Below are 19,346 nucleotides of genomic sequence, written 5' to 3' on the forward strand. Positions count from 1 at the left end.
AATGCAGAGTTTTGGCTCAGTTGGGATAAGAAGCGAGATGCGTACCAGTTTCCAAGTTGTGTGGAAAAGCGCTACCAGCCGATATGAAACTCGTAGATAGTGGTTATGAGATGGTAACAGGCACTTGGGGTGAGGTAGACGTAGGTACTACTGATACTGCTAAATATAAAGAGTATGAAAATGTTGATGGTACTGCTACATTTTCTGTTCAAGAGTGGGCTTTTGAAACGGAATACTCAAAAGGCTTTTACATTAATAAAGAATACGTATCTGTCGAAAAGGATTCAGAGGTAACCGAGTCTATTCTAGATAAAATGGATACGATTAAGAAGCTAAAGTTCATAGGACCAATCGGTTGGATTTTGGTGAACTTACTACTTTATATGCCAATCTTTGATATAAAAATATTGAATGATGTACGGGATGTACTTATATGGCCTTATATAGTAGCTGGGAGTATAGTCCTTGGTATCATTGTGTTATCTGTCCTTATTATTAGAAGAATTATCCGTTGATGTAATTACATATCGATTATCATTGTTGACGATAGGGCTGTCCACTGATCTATAAGCTCATCATAGGTGTTATTAATTCCTATATTTCGGGCGATACAGTTTGGTAATACTCTATTATTATTGATTAATATATAGAAGCGACAAAAATGGCGTTAATACGCCGTTTTTTATAGAGGGAATATATGAAAAAGAAAAATATATCATTAACGATACTTTCGCTAGCGATTTCAGTTCAACTTGGTTCTGCTGCAAACCTACAAGAACCAGTTAAAAATATAAATGTAGGTATTGTAAGTGATATAAATTCAACAGAAAATTTAAAATTAGAGCGGATTGAGGTGATTCCTGGTGCTATCAGAAATATAGTAAAAGATAGTGCAGGAAATCCAAGGAAACTTTCAATTGAAGAACTGGTGTTATTAAATGCGCAAGAACAGGAGCATTCTGCTCAGCGACTAAAAGTATCACAAAAAGCAGATTTTGGAAATCAGTATAAGACATTTGATCCTCTTTACAATGATAAGGATGAAAAGTCGCTCAAACAAATTAAAAACTATAATAATGAAAAAACACGTAGTTAAGGCTATTTCATCGGAGGTCGAGATAAACCATTACGTGTCGTAAGCCCATATATGAAAAAGAATGGTCAGGGGGAAGTTAAATTAACAAATTTAGTTGATACACTCAATTATCGGACACGTTCGGAGAAAAAAGTAGCAGATGAAAAGAAACTTCGAGAATATTTAGATAAAAATAAAGGTAAAGAGCACAATTTATATACGGCTAGATCAAAAGCTGAGATTAAAGATTTCTTAGAAAGTTTCCTTAAACCTATAGAGTTAATTGAGTATCCTATCAACGATCCTAAGAATTATAAAGTGATTTCTACAATTCCTGGTTTTCCTAAAAGAATACCAAGTTTTGCTAAGAATATTCATATGCATAGTAATCCAGGATTTTTGCAAGGCGGTTCACATATACAACTTGCATTTGGCGGTACGTCTGAGCAATTAAAGTCATATATTGATGAAGCACGTATAAATTCCAAATTAGTTATTTCCAAATCTGATTTAGAAAATGTATATGTAAAACAATATGTTGATTCGGATATGACTCATGCAGATACTTTAGCACAATTGTTGCCTAAATCCATGGTGCTTGTTGAAAGTACAACGGTTCCTATGGGGAAATTTATTCAAAATAGATTGGATAATCCTATTGATAAAACTGTTGATGAATTATATGAGTTAGAAAATTAAATTTTGAGTGAATTTAATAAGGTTAAGATTGATGGTGAAGATCGGGATGCAAAGTTTAAACGGTATGTCGAGACTCGTAAGCGCATAGAAGCTGAGCGAGATAAATTAAAACCTAAACAAATAAACCAAACTAGTTTATCTAAGGATAAATCATATCCAACTTATACGGAAACTGAGAATCGAAGACTTCAGAAACAATATTTACATAGATTATCCTTTAACGAAGACTCTGTAAAAATACCTGATGAGTATGTGATTTATCTATTTGATTTTGGTGGAAGTTGGAATCATCCATATGCATTGGGAGCTGCAGTCAGTCCTAATAAAGATTATATAATTTATTTTTGTCAACAAGGTTGATAATATAAAAGGTAGATAAATATTTTAGATTTTTATATAGGAAGTGTGATAGCTATGAAATATTTACGCCGTGAACTTAATCAAGTGGAAACAGAGTATTTAAAACAATTTGGTGAAGATTCTTTAAATCGTGTCATCCTTCATGATCCTGATACAAAGGATAAACAAGATGTGCAAGATACTATTGATATTCTAAAAGAAGCAATTGCGAAAAATAAACCTCTAGAACAGGTTCCAGAGGATATGTGGAAGCTTATTGAGTTTTAATGTATATGAATTCCATAAATAAAATAAAAAGGCACATTGTCATATGAATAGGCTATCTAACAATGAAATAATTTTAGATGGGTGTTCAATACAATGTGCCTTTGTTTTATAGTTTGTAGAGTTCAGGTTTGCGATCTCTAAAAATGTTAATTTTATTGCGAATATCCTCTACTACGGTGAGGTCGATATCTACAGATGAGATGCCCTCCCTAGTGTCCATTTCGAGGAGGTTTGTACCCCATGGATCGTATACAGCGGAGTGACCAGTGCTTTGAACTCGACCTATTGTACCACAGCCGTTGACAGCACATAAGAAGAGTTGGTTTTCAATAGCTCGCACTTCGTTTAATACTTGCCAGTGGCGTAAACGCATAGTAGGCCATTGAGCAGGTACAAATAATAACTCTGTATTTGATAATGCAGCCATTCTTACGAGCTCAGGAAAGCGAATATCGTAACAGATGACGGTGCTACAAGTGATTCCATCTAGTTCAAAATGCGTAGTATGGGTACCGCTAGCAAAATAGGTATCCTCTTTAGCAGGGCTAAATCCGTGCATTTTAGAATATTCTCCTACGAGCGTACCTTCACGGTTGTAAGCATAGGAGGTATTAAATACTAAATCCTCTTTTGCTACGGCTACAGAACCGCCCACAATGTTTACATTGTGTTCTTTTGCGAATGTACTTAATAAAGCTTTTGTTCTTTCTCCATTTCTGTCAGAAATATTGATTAAATCCTTAGATGGATGAAATCCTGTATTCCATGTTTCGGGCAAGACGATAATGTCAGGCTTTTCTGATAGGGCTTGTGAAAGTAATTCTTGGACGCGCACATAATTGTATTCCACTTCGTTTACATGGACGTCCATTTGTATAAGGCTTAAGCGTTTTTTCATAGAGAATCCTTTATCTATTAGATGAGTATAATTCTAGTAATGTGTATTATAATTAGAATATTAAAGCATTATTGAGTGTATTACAATATAAGAGTCGATAAAGCTAGTTTAATTTTTTTACAATCTTTTGATAATAATGGTTTGCATACTATTTATGGAGATATAGGTTATTACTTTAGATAATGTTAGATCTTTTGGTGAAAATATGGAAATAATAGATGTTATAAATGCGCGAACTAGCGTACGTCGGTATAAAAAATCTTCTTCGGTTGGAGAAGACATAATTCAAAATTTGGTAGCCCTCGGAATGCGAGCTCCATCGCCTAAAAATCGTCAGCCCTGGCAGGTTATTCATGTGACGGCAGTGGAGAAAGAACATTTTGTGAATTTAGGCTTTCAGGTGTTAGAGCAATATAAAGAGCGAAAAGAACATTTTGGCAGCTTAGAAATTAGCCTTAAGGCTATGCAAACAGCTAGCGATTTACTCTTTGTAGTTAATCCTTATGATCACTTGCCTGACTATACTCGCGTGTGGGAGAAAAGTGATCTACAAGCTATTGGTGCTTTTGTAGAGCATATTCTACTGGGAGCTAAAGCGATTGGGTTAGGCACACTGTGGATGAATGATGTGTATTTTATGCAAAGTGAAAGTAAAGCCTTTTTAAATATTCCTCACGATGTACAGGCAATCATTGCTATAGGTATTCCAGATGAGTCCATGTATCCTAGACCTCGGAAATCGATTGATGAAGTACTAATAAAGCGTTAATTTTTACTATTCTTCATGGAAATGTTATAATATTCTGTATATAATTGTGTTCTAATAGAGGAGGACCTATGAAACGGATTCCGTTGGTAACACTGTTAGTTTTGGTATTGGCAATGGTGGTGGCAGGTTGTGGATTGCTTTCACAAAAAACAGAACCTACTAGTTCAGTACCGCCTGCAAAAGAAGTTAAGATGGTACATCCAACGGGGATTCCTGTTCTTATGTATCATAAAGTCGGCGACGACAAAGATAATGATGCAGTTATTCGGGAGGATTTGTTTAGAGAACAAATGAAGTTTCTCAAGGATAATGGCTATAATCCATTGACGATGGATCAATTGTATGATTATGTTGTAAATGGTGCTGCGGTGCCTGAAAAACCTGTTGTGTTAACCTTTGATGACGGTTATGCAGATACGTATTCTATCGTATATCCAATTATGAAAGAATATGGATTCCCGGCGACTGTATTTATCAATCCTGGCGATGTTGGGACGCGTCTAACTTGGGATCAAGTGCGTGAAATGCACAAAAATGGTATTACTATTTCAAACCATGGTTTCCAACACATAGAAATGGGTCAATTGTCGGAAGCAAAACAAATTGAAAATATAACAAAGGCCCAAGAGGCACTTGCTAAAGAAGTAGGCATTAAGGATAATCCTTGGTTCTGCTATCCATATGGAGATAAAAATGAATTCACCGACTCAGCATCTAAGAAAGCTGGCATTAAAATGGGGATGGCTATGAAATCTGGCTGGGCTCATACTGGTGATAATCCATATAATATTTTGCGTGTTTGGGTAGGCAATGCGGTGGATATCAAGCATTTTGAAGAACGCATTAGCACCGAACATTTCACTGATTTATAAGGAGAAATACATTGTTCAAAAAGAATTGGGTAAAGTTCATCATTATGGTGTTCTTATTTACCGTTGTCACATCACCCTTCGTGGTGCTCTTTGGACCATTTAATAATGTAAAGCGCGCTGTAATTGGTGCTATCTTACAATCTCGCCATCCTCATTACATTACATGGTTGTTTAATGAAGACGAGTTACAATCTATTTTGGGGACTGTAGGGGTTGTTAAAAGCCAAGATTTGTTCAAGTTTAATGCTCGTGAAGATAAGACTTTAAATCTTGAAAAAATCCAGTCTGCTCGTTATGTAGGCTATATTTTAGAAATTCCTGATCCTCGTCGTATTCAAGTAGGTACAGCGGCTAATATTCAAGAAAAAGGCGATACTACAAGTAATATTGCAAAAATGAATAATGCTGTAGCAGCGATTAATGGTGGTGGTTTCCACGACCCTAATGGTACTGGTACAGGCCGTTTGCCATATGGTTTCATCTTGCATGACGGTGAGTACGTTATCGGTAAGGATGTAGGCCCTGATGAAGACGTAGACTTTGTAGGTTTCTCTAAATCTGGTAATCTTATCGCTGGTAACTATGATAAAACTCAGCTCAGTGATATGAAGGCCATGGAAGGTATTACCTTTGGTCCGCCTCTTATCGTTGATGGCAAGAAGATGATTACCGAAGGTGATGGTGGCTGGGGCGTAGGTCCTCGTACTGCTATCGGTCAAAAGAAAGATGGTACAGTGCTATTCCTCGTAATCGATGGTCGTCAACCAGGGTATTCCATTGGTGCTACCTTGCGTGACGTACAAGATATTCTATTTGAAAAAGGTTGCTACATTGCAGCAAATTTAGATGGCGGTTCTAGTTCAACTTTGTACCTAAATGGTAAAGTCGTAAATAAACCTGCCGATTTGTTAGGGGAACGCATGATCCCAACGGCGTTTATCGTGAAATAGGAGGACAGATGAAACCTTTTACGCGTGTACTGAGCGCCTTTGCGGTAGGTATTCTTCTGCAAGGTGGGGTATACCTATACCTTGATCAATATATGTTTGCACCGACTACAGAGTTTAACGTAGCAGGCGCATCAAAAGATGATACTAAAAACTTCCCTGATGTGAAGGAAGGCACTAAATATGTGTCCTATGACCGTCAATTTATGGCCGTTGTTACAGAAAACTCTTTGAAAATTTACAAGGCTAATGAAAGTAAGCCTACAAATATCGATTTGAAGGGCCGTTCGATTAGTTACTTCAACTGGATGCCAGACCGTAACTATGCTGTCATGGGTTTATATGACTCCAGAGATGTTGTCATGGCACGCCTCAATGCGGATGATCCAGAACACGAAGTTGATACGAAACTTGAAGACTTGCCTCGGGGCAGTAAAATTGTAGATGCTGCGTACTCTGAAGCGACAAATGTGGTGTATATGAAGGTAAAAGTTCAAGAACACACATATCGCATTTATCGTACCGATGCTAACTACGATACACGTCGCGTTTACATGCAAGCTACTGATATCGGTCATATCGGTGTATTCTATGATGAAGATAACTTCTTCTACGATAATGTGAGAACTGGGGATGTATTCATGTTCAACGGCATTGAAGGGGGATGGCGTGTTATCAACCCTGAAGGGCGTTTCCGCTTTATCGGTGTTGATATGGACAAAACCATTTACATCGCCCGTGTTGATGAGGACAATAATGCATTGACTGTTTACACTGGTAAATTAGGTGTAGGATTCAATCCAGTTTACAAATACAACCACCCTACTACATTTAATGAGTTGACATTATCAGATGTAAAAAACATCATTAAGAATGGTAGTGAAGAAACTACTAAGGTAACAGAAGATACTACATCTTCTAAATCATCAAATAGTAGTGGTAGTAAAAAGAAATCTTAAGAAAAAGCCTTTATAATGTTCTTTCATTATAAAGGCTTTATTCCTATAATAGTATGTACCCTAAGGATATCTATGAATATATTATTTGTACGCCTTAGTTACATAGGTGATGTTTTGCATGCTACACCTGCTGCGCGGTGGATTAAGGAACAGTATCCTGATGCTAAGTTGCATTGGATTGTAACGCCTAGTATGGTAGAGCTCCTGCAGGGCAATCCCTATGTAGATAAAATAATTCCCTGGGAACGGGATGAATACGAGGCACATTCTAAAAAACTACATATTCCTACAATGTGGCGCATGTGGTGGGATCTTAAGGCCAAATTAGAGCCTTATAAATTTGATGTAGCCGTTGATGTGCAAGGGCGACTCATAACAGGGCTAGTACTATTAGCTTCAGGAGCCCCCATTAGACTTGGCCTTGGTGGCACAAAAGAGTTGAATTGGCTGTTTACTAACTATAAAACGAAGCCTAGTACAGAACACGTGATTAAACGCTATGTAGAGGTAGCTCAGTTGTTAACAAAGGCTATTACTGAACATGCAAATTTAGATACATCGCTTAACATTGATAAATACGGTATTGAGAGCAGTTGTCCGCTAAATGAATCTAATGTTAATACGTTGTACCACATGGACTTTCAGGTGCCAACAAATTTAAATAGTTGGGCAGAAAATCAATGGAAGTCGATTGATAATGACGTTTCTTTACATCGAGGCGTGGTAGAAACTCCGTTACGCATTGGGCTGGTATTAGGTACCTCTTGGGCAACGAAAGAGTGGCCTCAGGAAAAATGGTATTCTCTCATTAAATCCCTTCAATATAGAGCGAAATTTGTTTGTTTAGGTGGCCCTAAAGAGGCTGCTCAATACAAACCCTTGCTGGACTCTTTGAGAGATGAGGGTATTGATAAAATTGTTCTGAATATGTTAGGGGAAACGACACTTCAAGAATTAGGGGCTTTAATTGAAAGTTGTGATGTAGTAGTTACTGCAGATACGGGAGCTCTGCATATTGCGTTAGCTTTAAATAAGCCTGTAGTAGCACTCTTTGGCCCTACGGACCCTAAATTATGGGGCCCTCTGACGGGGACCTTTAAGGTGCTCGTAAATGACGAATTAGATTGCTTGGGGTGTCGAAAACGACGTTGTCCTAAGCCAGATCAATATTGTATGTCTGGTATTGATCCAGTACGTGTAAAGAAAGCAATTTTTGAACTGATAGGAGATACACATGGCAAAGTTTAAAATTCAAAAAGGTTTATCCGATGCGGATATGATGAAAAATTTTAAGGATACAGAAAATTTCGAAGATACTATGCTCAATAAGGAGCGAGATGCTAAGAAACCAGTAGTTCATCAAAGTCCAAAGCAAAAAGAAGATGCTTTTTACCGTGATTTCTTAACTGAAAAAGTAGAGACTATGATTGGTAAAATGCTCCTTGATATCAAGATGGAGTATTTTAAAGAAGGGGAAGGGGCTTTCTCTATTCAGGTGAAACGGGAAGGTAAAAATATTGTCCTTGAAACTGCGCCTAAAAAGGTTAAGCCTGAGAAGTAAGCCGTATAATGGGGACTCTCAAATTTTAAAGATTAGGTCAGAACCTGTTCGTAAATGGGCAGGTTCTTTTGCATGTTTATGCATTTAAAAATATCGGCTTAGTTATTAATAAAATTGATGAGCTTATAAGCATACCGACGTTTATCGAATTACTACATTTATAAATACCGATATATTTTGAAAAATATTTAATAATAACCAAAAATTATTACGATATAATTTTTAGTTTCTCATTAAAATGAGCAATTACAAAAAAATTAATTTGATTAAACATACATGCTAAACTCTAGTTCTTCTGCAGTTTTTTGTGATATTCATCACGAAAAAATCATCTTTGAATACATGAGATTATGAGTAAATAGCATAATGTGGTTGTTGACAAAGAATTTTATAAGTAGTCTAATATAAGTATGTATTACGATTTTAGCGCGTTTGGCTAGTGTGAGCAGACATCGAAAAAATCGTAAAAAAATAGGTATGAGATAGTTGTTTAATGAGTGTATAAAGTTACATACACAGACTATTTCGATTTGGAGGATTAACATGGCTAAAAAATTAAGAATTTGCGAAACCGTTCTTCGTGACGGTCATCAATCTATTTTGGCAACACGTATGCGCTACGAACAAATGGAACCAGTGCTCGGCCTTTTAGATGATATTGGTTATGAAGCTCTTGAATGTTGGGGCGGCGCTACTTATGACAGCTGTCTTCGTTTCTTGAATGAAGATCCATGGGAACGCCTTCGCAAATTGAAAGCTAATTTGAAAAATACCCCATTGCAAATGTTGCTTCGCGGTCAAAATTTGTTGGGCTATAAACACTACTCCGACGACGTAGTAGAAGCATTCTGTAATGCGGCTGTAAAAAATGGTATCGACCGTATCCGTATTTTCGACGCATTGAATGACCCACGCAATATGGAAGCTGCTATTAAGTATTCCAAAAAAGCTGGTGCACACGTTCAATCCGCTATGGTATACACAATTTCTCCAGTTCACACAACTGAAAGCTTCTTGAAAGTAGCTGAAACTTTGGTAGAAATGGGTACTGATTCCCTTTGTATCAAAGATATGTCCGGTTTGTTAGGACCTGCTGATGCATATGATTTGGTTTCTACTTTCAAAAAACGTTTTGGCGAATTGCCAATCGATTTGCATAGCCATTTCACTTGCGGTCTTGCTAGTACTACATACTGGGAAGCTGCTAAAGCTGGCGTAGATATCATCGATACTGCTATCTCTCCATTCGCTCATGCAACTAGCCAACCAGCTACTGAAACTATGATTGAAATGTTCAAAGGTACTGAATGGGATCTTGGCCTTGACCTTGATAAATACATTCCATTAGTTGACCACTTCCGTAAAGTAAAACAACAAATCGCTGAAGAATTCAACTTGAAACCAGCTAGTGATGTAATCCCTGCTGTTCGTCGTTACCAAATTCCTGGCGGTATGTTGTCCAATACTCAAAACCAATTGAACGAAATGGGTATGGGCGATCGCTTCTTTGACGTTATGGATGAAATGCCACGCGTTCGTGAAGACTTGGGTTACCCTCCATTGGTAACTCCAACATCCCAAATCGTTGGTACAATGGCTATGATGAACGTTATGATGGGCGACCGTTACAAAATGGTTCCTAACGAAGTTAAAGATCTTGTTCGTGGTAAATATGGTCAATTACCTGGTACAATTTCTGATGAAATTCGTCAAACTATCATTGGTGATGAACAACCTATTACTTGCCGTCCAGCAGATCTTATCGAACCTGAATTGGAAGGTTACCGTCAAGATTTAGCTTCTAAAGGCTACAATGGCATCACTGACGAAGACGTATTGACTTACGCTATGTTCCCAGAAGTTGCTATTAACTTCTTCGATGCAAATCGTCGTTAATCCAAATTTTAAAAGAGGATTCTTAGGAATCCTCTTTTTTTTGACCATATTTAATCTATCCTCATAGAGAAATAGTATAATCCAGTATATATTTTGTTTTATTAAATGAAGAGATTCAATAGTTGTTTCATTTTTTATATTTTAGATTTTTTATAAACAGTATAGACAAGTTTCTATTAAAAGGGGAGACTAAGGAACTATGAAATATTAGATATTACCAATTTTCATATCGCCATAAGATACATGGGTGCGTGTGAAAATATAATTTTTACGAAAAGTATTAGATATTAAAAGGGTCGAGATACCTTTGAATAATCGGTCAATTATAAACTACGTATGAAAGAATAGTGAATAATATGTTGGATATTTGCGTGTTTTACTTGCGTTAAGTATTAAAAATAGCGTAAACTATAGAGAGTATCTACTATTTATGATATTGAGGTAATCCTGTGAATTTACAAATACGAATTTGGATATCCAATGTTGTGCTGTTTGTTGTACCTATTTTAATAGCAATTATTTTATTTTTGCTATATTTTACAGGTTTGCGCATATTGGCCAATGCCGGTTACTATTTGCGTATTGAGCAGGAACAACAGTTTAAAAGTGTCAGTCGAATAACTGAAACCATTACCTTTTATGGGTTAGAAAATGATCTAATTAATAGCTTGGTTAAGCCTAGCTATAGCTTACTTGATCCAAAGGAAGTATATGTTGAAGTACTTGATCAAGGAAGTATGGTGTATAACTACGGTAATCCACAAATCTATAGTGCTTCTGCCATTGTTGGTCTTATTGATGTTAACCCTGAATTACAGGGCATCGTATATCAATCCAATAATACTTTCGTTTATGAAATGAGAAAGTACGATGGACGTCATTCCTATGTATACCATATTGCGATTAGGCGTGCTACTCATGGTAGTGATAGCTTAATAGAATCCGTATCTTTCTATATTATCGTAGTTTCCATATTGCTCTTTATTGTTACATTTTTTGCTATTAACCGATTTGTTACACGATTTATCATGATTCACGTTAAGAACATGACAAAGTCGTTAGAAATGGCAAATCGTCAGATTGAAATGGAACAGGAACAACAAAAAGAGTTACTCGCTGGTATATCCCATGATATACGAACTCCGTTGACGGCTATTAAAGCTTACGCTGAAGGTGTTCGTGATGGTATTGCACCAACGGAAGAGCAACAAAAAAGATACATGGGGATTATTTTGAAGCGGGCCAATGATTTAGATTCTATGTTAGAGGAACTATTCCTCATAACAACATTGAACTATAAAAAAGAATCTCGTCCATCTGAGCGAATTGAATTAGGTCAGTTTGTACGTGACTTTGTAGAAGATCATTTAGCTCCGTATCAATCGAAGGGGCTTGAGATTAAGGTCCGTATAGCTACGGAAACACCTTTTATCAATGCTAACCCACAATTGTTACAACGTGTTTTGCAGAATGTGTTGAACAATAGTGCTAAGTATAAAATGACCGATATTGGTCACTGCGTCATAGATGTAACGAGTGATGATGATTTTGTATACTGTGTCATCAGTGATGATGGACCAGGTGTGCCGCCAGAATCTTTAGAGCGTCTGATGCGCCCATTCTATCGTGTAGATTCGTCTCGTACGAATCCTCAAGAAGGTAGTGGCCTAGGATTGTCGATTATCCGTCGAATTATGGAAATCTTTGAAGGCCGAGTTATGATTGAAAATGTAAGGCCACATGGTCTACGTATTATATTAGAGTTTCCTAAGCAAGGAGAAGAATCATGAGTGAACATATCTTAATTATTGAAGACGATTTGGATATTGCCAATATTGAGCGTGATTATTTAATGGTGGCGGGCTATGATGTAACGATTATGACTAATGGTATAGATGGCATTGAAGCAGCATTAAATACTCCTGTAGACCTTATTATCCTTGATGTTATGTTGCCAGAAATGGATGGCTTTGAAGTTTGTCGTCAAATTCGTGACAAAGTTCGTGTACCAATCGTTATGGTAACTGCGCGTCTTGATGATATCGACAAAATCCGTGGCTTAGGCGTAGGCGCTGATGATTATATTGAAAAGCCATTCTCTCCATCTGTATTGATTGCGAAGATTAAAGCTATGTTGGCGCAATATAAACGTTTAACAGAGCGCGATGCAATGGAAACAAACGCTATTCAATCCGGTGAAATCCGTCTCGACCCTAAAATGATGAAAGTATGGGTGAATAAAAAAGAGGTTCATCTCAAAAAGAAAGAATTCCAGTTGTTAGAGTTCTTGATGCGTAACCGTGATATTGTATTTAGCAAAGAAGAATTGTATTCTCGTGTATGGGGACTTGACTCCTATGGTGATTATGCAACTGTAGCGGTTCATATTAATCGTTTACGTGAAGAAATTGAGGATAATCCATCTGATAGTAAGCATATTATTACAGTGTGGGGTGTAGGGTATAAATTCGTTTAGTATCGAGAATATGCATTCACATTATACTCACGTTGTTCGTGGTTGTTGATTAGATATGACTTTATAGAGATTTTATTATAGAGATATAATCAAAGGTTTAAGAATTGTTTATATAGTTACTTTGATAGTTTAGATATTCCATGTATACTTATTTAAGTAAGGCTGACTATGACTCTAGATAAGTAATATTTTAACTTCTCTCTCTTAATAAGTTCTCTCTAAAGCTTATCTAGATCATATATACTCTCTCTCTCAACAGTCCTTACACTCTCAAACTATATGCATAAAGGGCATTTGCTAGCGACGGCTAGTGAATGCCCTTTATGTTTTTTAGATTTTAGATATTTGAATACATTCTATACAGCTTCTTTCAGGATTCTAGGTATTTATCTAGTGGAGGATATACGGTTATAATAATTATACTTCCATAAGAAAAGTTATAAATTGATATCTTGCATTGTAAAAGCAGGCGTACTATAATAGGTTCATCAAAATCAATTTTATAAAATTAATTTTGAGATGATTTGAATTATTGTGAGACGTGGCGTATTTATAAAGTATCATAATTATATGATTTATGATTTGGTTCTTATTTTACCTTTTATAATCATCATTAAGACGTTATGGGTGATGTAGAAGAATATTAAGAAGAATATAAGGAGATCTACATGACATTTTCAAAATATAAGAAAACAGTAATTGCGTGTATTCTTGCTTTGGGTATTGGGGTAGGCGGAGGATATTATTTCTTTGGCAGCCCTGTTAATACGCAACCAACAAACGTGAGAGAACAAACTAAACAGACTAAGCCTATTACTGAAACGCGTAATACCTATGTAGTACAAGCAGCTAAAGAATCTGGGCCAGCTGTAGTAGGGATTACAACACAAGTATTTCAAAAGGATATTTTTAACCGTACTATCTATGCTGGAGAAGGTGTCGGATCTGGTGTGCTTATCGATAATGACGGACATATTATAACAAATAAACATGTGGTAGCGGGGGCTAGAAATGGGGAGGTTACAGTATCATTGTCTGATGGCAGTACGGTGACGGGGACTGTTATAGGTTCAGATTCACAGACGGACTTAGCAGTTGTAAAAATTAAACCTCCAAAAGATATTAAACCTATCAAAATTGGTGACTCTGACTCCTTGCAAGTAGGGGAGCCAGCTATTGCTATTGGCAATCCTTTAGGTCTTGAGTTTAAAGGTTCAGTTACCTCTGGTGTTATTAGTGCCTTAGCACGTACAATTGATGATCAAGGTCAACGATTCCCATTGATTCAAACTGATGCAGCCATTAATCCAGGTAACTCAGGTGGTGCGCTTATTAATGCAGATGGTGAGTTAATTGGTATCAATAGCTCTAAAATCTCTAAAGAGGGAATTGAAGGTATGGGCTTTGCTATTCCAATTAATTCTGCGATGACAATTGTTGATTCTATTATTAAAAATGGTAAGGTCATTCGCCCTTATATTGGGGTGTGGGCTGTAGACCGTCAAACTGCAGCGCGCAATAATGTAACCTATGAAGGTGATGGACTTCTTGTTGTTCAACTTGATCCTAATGGTCCTGCTGCACAAGCTGGTCTCGTAGAAGGGGATACGATTGCACAAATTGATGGTAAAGATATTACTACATTACTTGAATTAAAAGAACAAATTGATGCTAAGAGCCCGGGAGATACAATTTTGGTATCCTATACTCATAACGGCAAAATGAAGAGTACACAGCTTAAATTAGGGGAAGCGTCTTCAAATTAGAATCTAGTAAATAAAACTTAATTAAGTATTCCAATAATGCACTACTTTCTTTTGTAGTGTTAGAAAATCCTCATCTTTTAGATGAGGATTTTTAGTTATAATAGGGTACTTTAATAGATTTTGTATAAAAAATACCATAAATAAGAAAATTTTTTTGAAAAAATTTTTCCCTATAAACGCAGAAATTAACTGTGTTTATAGATTAGAAATAAGAAAAAATATATTAAATTTCAATATTTTTTTACAAGGTACCTTGCATTCCAAGGTACCTTATGTTATTATGTATTTGTCAGTACATGATAGTGACCGTAAGAGAGCTTTCACATTGGCAGGCAAGCACAGCCTAAAAGGGAGGAACTATGCAAGTTCAATTAAAAAAAGGTGTTATGGACATGCTGGTGCTAGCATTATTAACACAAAATGATCGCTACGGATACGAAATCGTAAGTACCATTTCAGAATATATTGAAATATCTGAAGGAACGATATATCCATTGTTTAACAGACTGAAAAAAGAAAAGTATGTTGAAACGTATTTAAAGGAGTCTTCTACAGGCCCATCACGGAAATATTATCATATCACGAACGAAGGCCGTGCAGCATATAACAAGATGCGTCAAGAATGGGATGATTTTTCTGGTGTTATCAATATGCTGTTGAAAGGAGTCGATAATAATGAACAAAAATAGCTTTTTGGATGCATTGCGTAATATATTTAAAAAAGCGCGTGTTGCAGATGTGGAGAGTATCATAGAGGTTTATGAAGAGCATTTTGCGGTAGGTTATGAAAAAGGGCTTACCGATAGTGAGATCATTAAATCCTTAGGGACTCCAGAGGAAATATATGCATCCTACGTAGATGCAGGTATCATTACAGACACAATGAATCAAGATGGTAGTGAAAGTAAATCCGTTAATATGCAAGAAATTTATGCACGATTTGATGATTATAAAGAGCGTCTTTTACCTCAATTACCGGGGATGGCTAAAAAAGCATCTAAGACTTTGCTCTCTATTGGAAGTGCCTTATCCTATATTGTAGGTGCTCTTATATTCATTATTACACCGGCTATCTTGTTCTTGCTAGGTAGCTCATGGCAACCATTTGAGAATGTTACTGCATTTCCAGTATTGTCCATTGTAACTTTAGTGGCACTTGGTGGTGTAGGTCTATTTGGTGGACTTACGTGCGTCTTTGTTGGTACAGAGCTTCGTGGTGTGCGTGAACGTTACTTCCGCAATGTGGACTAAGGAGGATTTATGAGACGAATTATAATAACAGCGATTTTAACCGTAATTTGTGCTGTTGGGGCATGTACATCGTTTGCAGTAAATGATTTACCTAATTTTGGTGAATGGATGAAAACAAATGAACAACAGTTTAGAAAACCACATAGACATGATGGTCCTAATAAATATATGGATAAACATATGATGGATGGAAATAATCAAATGATGCCTCAAGATGGCATGGGGCCAAATAATGGCCAGCATATGCACCAAAATGGTCAAAACCAAATGATGCCTCAAGATGGTATGGGACCAAATAATGGCCAGCATATGCATTCAAATTGTCAAATGCCTCCACAAGGTCAAATGCCTATGCAAGGCCAACCACCTCAACAAACTAATGGTAATGCACCACAACAACAAAGTGAACAAGGTGTGCCACAAGCTACACAAAACTAACGATACTTTATGAGTCCATTTCTCTTATAAGATTATGGAGTAAATGGTCATGAAAGTGCATTCATGGCCACCATAGAGCCACATACTCTATGTGATACATTCGTATCAGAATCTCTCTCTTACACACAATAACTACACACAAACAAAAAGAGCTCCTCAGTGAAGGAGCTCTTTTTGTATCTATTTATAAATATAGACAGTAGTTGATGGACTGGGAATATTTTATTAACTTCCTAATGAAAAACGACCTATGCATGTATATAGGTCGTTAAAAAATTATTTGATGTGTTTAGAACCGCGTTCTGTCATAGCTACGCCGTCTTTGCAAAGAGGGCATTCTTCAGGTTTATAAGTTGGAACTTCAAGATTAAGTAATGCTTGTACCTTTTCATGAGGTACACCGAATTCTGCTTTGCCTCCAGAACGGTTTACAAGAAGGCCTACCCCTACGATTTCGCCACCAGATTGGTTTACCACATTTACTACTTCTTGTACAGAACCACCAGTAGTTACGATATCTTCAACGATAAGTACTCTTGTGCCTGGCTCGATTTTAAACCCACGACGTAATGTCATAACGCCTTTTTCGCGTTCTGTGAAGATAGCACGGGTGCCAAGCGCTTTACCTACTTCGTGAGCAAGTAAGATGCCGCCAGTCATAGGTCCAATAACAAGTTCTACATTTTGATCGCGGAAGCGTTCAGCTAATTCTTTACAAAGTTTTTCAGTATATTTTGGATGTTGCAATACATTGAATTTTTCAACGTACATTGGACTGTGGAGACCAGATGTCAAAAGGAAGTGACCTTCTAAAATAGCTTGAGTGTCGATCAATAATTGTTTTACTTCTTGTTCTGTCATCATTTGGATACTTTCTCCATTTCTTCAATAATTAAATGAACCGCTTCACGAGGGTTTTCGGCTTGTGTAATAGGTCGACCGATAACAAGGCGAGATGCTCCATCTTGCAAAGCACTAGCTGGTGTAGCAACCCGTTTTTGGTCGTCTGTTGTTGCAAAGGAAGGGCGAATACCAGGGGTAACGATGAGGAAGTCATCGCCACATGCTTCACGAATCATTTTAGCTTCTAATGCGGAACATACAACACCATCCATACCACAGTCTTTAGCGAGTTTTGCAAGGCGAATGACTTGGTCGGAAATAGGTAGCTGACCACCAATAGCAGTCCAAGATTCATCGTCAAAGCTAGTTAATGCGGTGATGGCTAATAATTTTGGGCGTTCCACGCCAAGTTCTTTGCCACTCTCACGAGCTGCCTCAACAGCAGCTTTCATCATGACAGGACCACCTTGACCATGTAAAGTAATTAAACTAGCGCCGAGACGTGTTAAGGAAGCTACGCCATGGGCTACGGTATTTGGAATGTCGTGCAATTTCAAATCAAGAAATACTTGTTTGTTTTGCTCCTGTAAAAAACGAATTGTTTTTGCTCCTTCGGCGTAGAATAGCTCCATGCCGACCTTGTAAAAGCTAACCGAATCACCGAGGGATAATACGATTTCTTTCACTGCATCCATCGTGGATACGTCAAGGGCAACGATTAATCTGTCATCTGCCATGTTGCAACCTCCATACTACATACATATCTAAATAATTTTCACATACTGAGGGCCTATCTGTCAATTAAAATTGGTGTGAATGAGGTGATTATTGGTCACCTTTGAACAGTAGATTATAGTCTATTTCATGCTATAATAAGTAGAGTAAATGAATATAATTCTTATATATAGATTTTGAAAGGAGTCCTATGTTAGATTTTGTTGCATTAGACTTTGAAACAGCAAATAAATTTAAAAATAGTGCATGCTCCTTGGCGGTTATTACCGTAAAGGACGGACAAATTACCAAAAAGGCATATAGCCTCATCAAGCCTCCGTTTATGAGTTTTGATGATGAATGTATTGAAATTCATGGTATCCAACCGAAGGATGTTCTTCATGAAAAGACCTTTGATCAGTTGTGGAATGCCATTTATGAAAACCATTTAAAAGGGAATATTATGGTGGCTCACAATGCGAAATTCGATATGAACGTATTGCGTGCTACTTTAGATTATTATAAAATCCCTTGGCCAGGACTAGATTATGCATGTACAGTTAAACTTTCACGTGCGGTATGGCCTGATTTAGTTAATCATAAGTTGAATACAATGGCCGCATATATTGGAGTTGAGTTTAAACATCATTATGCACTGGATGATGCAGAGACTTGTGCAAAGGTTGTATTAGAAGCTGCTAAGTTGAAAGGCGTTAATAGTTTACCAGATTTATTAAAGACTACAGGCGTACCGTTAGAACCATTCATTGATGATAAAAATCGCTCTGCTCAAGATGCATTACATAAAGAGCCAGAACCAGAACAAATGTCGTTCTTTTAGTAAGGAGAGGTACTATGTTGGGGAAAGAATTATTAGCGTATGTAGATCATACATTATTGCGTCCTACAGCTACATGGGATGATATTAAAGAAGTTTGTGAGGATGGTATAAGGTATAAAACCGCATCTGTTTGTATTCCTCCAGATTTTGTAGCATCTGCCCATGAAGCATATCCAGAACTTAACATATGTACCGTTATCGGCTTCCCTTTAGGATATGAAACAACAGAGGTAAAGGTGGCCGAAACGAAACAGGCTATTGAAGAGGGCGCTTCTGAAATTGATATGGTTATTAATCTTGGAGATGTAAAGCAAGGTGATTTTGAATCGGTAACTAGCGAAATTGAGGCGCTTAACAAGGCTTGTGGTGATAAGATTTTAAAAGTTATCATTGAAACTTGTTATCTTACAGATTCTGAAAAGGTAGCGCTTTGCAAATGTATTACAAATGGTGGCGCAGACTATATTAAAACATCTACTGGATTTGGTAGCGGCGGTGCAAGCCTTGAAGATATTAGACTCTTTAAAAAGCATATTGGTCCTAATGTACAGATTAAGGCCGCAGGTGGTATTCGCTCTATTACGGATATGAAAGCCTATATTGCAGAAGGTTGTAGCCGAATTGGAGCCAGTGCAGCTGTAGAGTTACTAAAGAATCACTTGAACGAAGAAGTATAATAGAAAACCGCCTAGGCTATGCTTAGGTGGTTTCTTA

General features: G+C 37.1%; 23 protein-coding genes. 20 read left to right on the top strand and 3 right to left on the bottom strand.

The window, feature by feature from the left end:
* Window positions 1–83 precede the first annotated feature (83 nt).
* The 5 genes from DWV85_RS07550 (at window position 84) to DWV85_RS07560 (ending at window position 2,401) form a co-directional block, all read left to right on the top strand.
* Window positions 84–515: a hypothetical protein gene (locus DWV85_RS07550; RefSeq protein ID WP_243632547.1), complete on the top strand. Its 432-nt coding sequence runs from the start codon at window positions 84–86 to the stop codon at window positions 513–515.
* Between the two features lie 182 nt (window positions 516–697).
* Window positions 698–1,096, top strand: a complete 399-nt coding sequence (locus DWV85_RS09405; protein WP_243632548.1) for a hypothetical protein — start codon at window positions 698–700, stop codon at window positions 1,094–1,096.
* Between the two features lie 51 nt (window positions 1,097–1,147).
* Window positions 1,148–1,774: a hypothetical protein gene (locus DWV85_RS09410; RefSeq protein WP_243632549.1), complete on the top strand. Its 627-nt coding sequence runs from the start codon at window positions 1,148–1,150 to the stop codon at window positions 1,772–1,774.
* 3 nt (window positions 1,775–1,777) lie between these two features.
* A complete protein-coding gene (locus DWV85_RS09415) occupies window positions 1,778–2,134 on the top strand; it encodes a hypothetical protein (RefSeq protein WP_243632550.1) in 357 nt (118 codons plus the stop codon).
* 54 nt (window positions 2,135–2,188) lie between these two features.
* Window positions 2,189–2,401: a hypothetical protein gene (locus DWV85_RS07560; RefSeq protein WP_123138454.1), complete on the top strand. Its 213-nt coding sequence runs from the start codon at window positions 2,189–2,191 to the stop codon at window positions 2,399–2,401.
* A 106-nt stretch (window positions 2,402–2,507) separates the two neighbouring features.
* On the opposite strand, the gene DWV85_RS07565 is transcribed toward DWV85_RS07560, so the two are convergent.
* Complete coding sequence (locus DWV85_RS07565) at window positions 2,508–3,299, bottom strand: carbon-nitrogen family hydrolase (RefSeq protein WP_123138455.1); 792 nt, start codon at window positions 3,297–3,299, stop codon at window positions 2,508–2,510.
* A gap of 205 nt (window positions 3,300–3,504) precedes the next feature.
* On the opposite strand from DWV85_RS07565, the gene DWV85_RS07570 reads away from it, so the two are divergent.
* From DWV85_RS07570 to DWV85_RS07630, 13 genes are all read left to right on the top strand, one after another.
* A complete protein-coding gene (locus DWV85_RS07570) occupies window positions 3,505–4,068 on the top strand; it encodes a nitroreductase family protein (protein WP_120056104.1) in 564 nt (187 codons plus the stop codon).
* 68 nt (window positions 4,069–4,136) lie between these two features.
* Window positions 4,137–4,940, top strand: a complete 804-nt coding sequence (locus DWV85_RS07575) for a polysaccharide deacetylase family protein (RefSeq protein ID WP_004693679.1) — start codon at window positions 4,137–4,139, stop codon at window positions 4,938–4,940.
* Between the two features lie 11 nt (window positions 4,941–4,951).
* Window positions 4,952–5,890, top strand: coding sequence for a phosphodiester glycosidase family protein (locus DWV85_RS07580; protein WP_004693677.1), 939 nt, complete (start codon window positions 4,952–4,954; stop codon window positions 5,888–5,890).
* Window positions 5,891–5,898: 8 nt separating this feature from the next.
* Window positions 5,899–6,846, top strand: coding sequence for a hypothetical protein (locus DWV85_RS07585; RefSeq protein ID WP_060919504.1), 948 nt, complete (start codon window positions 5,899–5,901; stop codon window positions 6,844–6,846).
* A gap of 72 nt (window positions 6,847–6,918) precedes the next feature.
* Window positions 6,919–8,094: a glycosyltransferase family 9 protein gene (locus tag DWV85_RS07590; RefSeq protein WP_123138456.1), complete on the top strand. Its 1,176-nt coding sequence runs from the start codon at window positions 6,919–6,921 to the stop codon at window positions 8,092–8,094.
* Window positions 8,081–8,407 carry a hypothetical protein gene (locus DWV85_RS07595; protein ID WP_060919506.1) on the top strand — a complete coding sequence of 109 codons (327 nt, stop codon included), beginning with the start codon at window positions 8,081–8,083 and terminating at the stop codon, window positions 8,405–8,407. The genes DWV85_RS07590 and DWV85_RS07595 overlap by 14 nt, the downstream gene beginning before the upstream one ends.
* A gap of 543 nt (window positions 8,408–8,950) precedes the next feature.
* Window positions 8,951–10,303, top strand: a complete 1,353-nt coding sequence (locus DWV85_RS07600; protein ID WP_008602782.1) for a pyruvate carboxylase subunit B — start codon at window positions 8,951–8,953, stop codon at window positions 10,301–10,303.
* 449 nt (window positions 10,304–10,752) lie between these two features.
* Entirely contained in the window at window positions 10,753–12,093 is a 1,341-nt protein-coding gene (locus DWV85_RS07605; RefSeq protein WP_123138457.1) for a HAMP domain-containing sensor histidine kinase, read from the top strand.
* Window positions 12,090–12,779, top strand: coding sequence for a response regulator transcription factor (locus tag DWV85_RS07610; RefSeq protein WP_060919508.1), 690 nt, complete (start codon window positions 12,090–12,092; stop codon window positions 12,777–12,779). The genes DWV85_RS07605 and DWV85_RS07610 overlap by 4 nt, the downstream gene beginning before the upstream one ends.
* Before the next feature lie 668 nt (window positions 12,780–13,447).
* Window positions 13,448–14,545, top strand: coding sequence for a trypsin-like peptidase domain-containing protein (locus DWV85_RS07615; RefSeq protein ID WP_004698370.1), 1,098 nt, complete (start codon window positions 13,448–13,450; stop codon window positions 14,543–14,545).
* 359 nt (window positions 14,546–14,904) lie between these two features.
* Window positions 14,905–15,234, top strand: a complete 330-nt coding sequence (locus DWV85_RS07620; RefSeq protein ID WP_004693657.1) for a PadR family transcriptional regulator — start codon at window positions 14,905–14,907, stop codon at window positions 15,232–15,234.
* Window positions 15,221–15,796 carry a DUF1700 domain-containing protein gene (locus DWV85_RS07625; protein ID WP_008602778.1) on the top strand — a complete coding sequence of 192 codons (576 nt, stop codon included), beginning with the start codon at window positions 15,221–15,223 and terminating at the stop codon, window positions 15,794–15,796. Before DWV85_RS07620 ends, DWV85_RS07625 begins: the two co-directional genes overlap by 14 nt.
* A 9-nt stretch (window positions 15,797–15,805) precedes the next feature.
* On the top strand, window positions 15,806–16,234 hold the full coding sequence (locus DWV85_RS07630; RefSeq protein WP_060919510.1) for a hypothetical protein: 429 nt from the start codon (window positions 15,806–15,808) through the stop codon (window positions 16,232–16,234).
* A gap of 276 nt (window positions 16,235–16,510) precedes the next feature.
* On the opposite strand, the gene pyrE is transcribed toward DWV85_RS07630, so the two are convergent.
* Both pyrE and pyrF read right to left on the bottom strand, forming a co-directional pair.
* Window positions 16,511–17,098 (bottom strand): orotate phosphoribosyltransferase, encoded by a 588-nt coding sequence (gene pyrE, locus DWV85_RS07635; RefSeq protein WP_008602774.1) that lies wholly within the window; start codon window positions 17,096–17,098, stop codon window positions 16,511–16,513.
* Window positions 17,095–17,814 (bottom strand): orotidine-5'-phosphate decarboxylase, encoded by a 720-nt coding sequence (pyrF, locus tag DWV85_RS07640; protein WP_060919511.1) that lies wholly within the window; start codon window positions 17,812–17,814, stop codon window positions 17,095–17,097. The genes pyrE and pyrF overlap by 4 nt, the downstream gene beginning before the upstream one ends.
* A gap of 188 nt (window positions 17,815–18,002) precedes the next feature.
* Here pyrF and DWV85_RS07645 point away from each other — a divergent pair, with 188 nt between their 5' ends.
* Both DWV85_RS07645 and deoC read left to right on the top strand, forming a co-directional pair.
* On the top strand, window positions 18,003–18,632 hold the full coding sequence (locus DWV85_RS07645; protein ID WP_123138458.1) for a 3'-5' exonuclease: 630 nt from the start codon (window positions 18,003–18,005) through the stop codon (window positions 18,630–18,632).
* Between the two features lie 14 nt (window positions 18,633–18,646).
* Window positions 18,647–19,309 (top strand): deoxyribose-phosphate aldolase, encoded by a 663-nt coding sequence (deoC, locus tag DWV85_RS07650; protein WP_123138459.1) that lies wholly within the window; start codon window positions 18,647–18,649, stop codon window positions 19,307–19,309.
* Window positions 19,310–19,346 lie beyond the last annotated feature (37 nt).

The sequence above is a fragment of the Veillonella sp. AF13-2 genome, assembly GCF_003603295.1.
Classification (GTDB): Bacteria; Bacillota; Negativicutes; order Veillonellales; family Veillonellaceae; genus Veillonella; species Veillonella parvula_E.

What these genes read in the sequence shown, in the direction of transcription:
- DWV85_RS09410 (WP_243632549.1), top strand. Translation starts at nt 1,148, where the DNA reads ATGAAAAAGAATGGTCAGGGGGAAGTTAAATTAACAAATTTAGTTGAT.
- pyrF (WP_060919511.1), bottom strand. Translation starts at nt 17,814, where the DNA reads ATGGCAGATGACAGATTAATCGTTGCCCTTGACGTATCCACGATGGAT.
- DWV85_RS07590 (WP_123138456.1), top strand. Translation starts at nt 6,919, where the DNA reads ATGAATATATTATTTGTACGCCTTAGTTACATAGGTGATGTTTTGCAT.
- DWV85_RS07575 (WP_004693679.1), top strand. Translation starts at nt 4,137, where the DNA reads ATGAAACGGATTCCGTTGGTAACACTGTTAGTTTTGGTATTGGCAATG.
- DWV85_RS09405 (WP_243632548.1), top strand. Translation starts at nt 698, where the DNA reads ATGAAAAAGAAAAATATATCATTAACGATACTTTCGCTAGCGATTTCA.
- deoC (WP_123138459.1), top strand. Translation starts at nt 18,647, where the DNA reads ATGTTGGGGAAAGAATTATTAGCGTATGTAGATCATACATTATTGCGT.
- DWV85_RS07570 (WP_120056104.1), top strand. Translation starts at nt 3,505, where the DNA reads ATGGAAATAATAGATGTTATAAATGCGCGAACTAGCGTACGTCGGTAT.
- DWV85_RS07630 (WP_060919510.1), top strand. Translation starts at nt 15,806, where the DNA reads ATGAGACGAATTATAATAACAGCGATTTTAACCGTAATTTGTGCTGTT.
- DWV85_RS07645 (WP_123138458.1), top strand. Translation starts at nt 18,003, where the DNA reads ATGTTAGATTTTGTTGCATTAGACTTTGAAACAGCAAATAAATTTAAA.
- DWV85_RS07550 (WP_243632547.1), top strand. Translation starts at nt 84, where the DNA reads ATGAAACTCGTAGATAGTGGTTATGAGATGGTAACAGGCACTTGGGGT.
- DWV85_RS07620 (WP_004693657.1), top strand. Translation starts at nt 14,905, where the DNA reads ATGCAAGTTCAATTAAAAAAAGGTGTTATGGACATGCTGGTGCTAGCA.
- DWV85_RS07625 (WP_008602778.1), top strand. Translation starts at nt 15,221, where the DNA reads ATGAACAAAAATAGCTTTTTGGATGCATTGCGTAATATATTTAAAAAA.
- DWV85_RS07600 (WP_008602782.1), top strand. Translation starts at nt 8,951, where the DNA reads ATGGCTAAAAAATTAAGAATTTGCGAAACCGTTCTTCGTGACGGTCAT.
- DWV85_RS07595 (WP_060919506.1), top strand. Translation starts at nt 8,081, where the DNA reads ATGGCAAAGTTTAAAATTCAAAAAGGTTTATCCGATGCGGATATGATG.
- DWV85_RS07610 (WP_060919508.1), top strand. Translation starts at nt 12,090, where the DNA reads ATGAGTGAACATATCTTAATTATTGAAGACGATTTGGATATTGCCAAT.
- DWV85_RS07560 (WP_123138454.1), top strand. Translation starts at nt 2,189, where the DNA reads ATGAAATATTTACGCCGTGAACTTAATCAAGTGGAAACAGAGTATTTA.
- DWV85_RS07615 (WP_004698370.1), top strand. Translation starts at nt 13,448, where the DNA reads ATGACATTTTCAAAATATAAGAAAACAGTAATTGCGTGTATTCTTGCT.
- pyrE (WP_008602774.1), bottom strand. Translation starts at nt 17,098, where the DNA reads ATGATGACAGAACAAGAAGTAAAACAATTATTGATCGACACTCAAGCT.
- DWV85_RS07565 (WP_123138455.1), bottom strand. Translation starts at nt 3,299, where the DNA reads ATGAAAAAACGCTTAAGCCTTATACAAATGGACGTCCATGTAAACGAA.
- DWV85_RS07585 (WP_060919504.1), top strand. Translation starts at nt 5,899, where the DNA reads ATGAAACCTTTTACGCGTGTACTGAGCGCCTTTGCGGTAGGTATTCTT.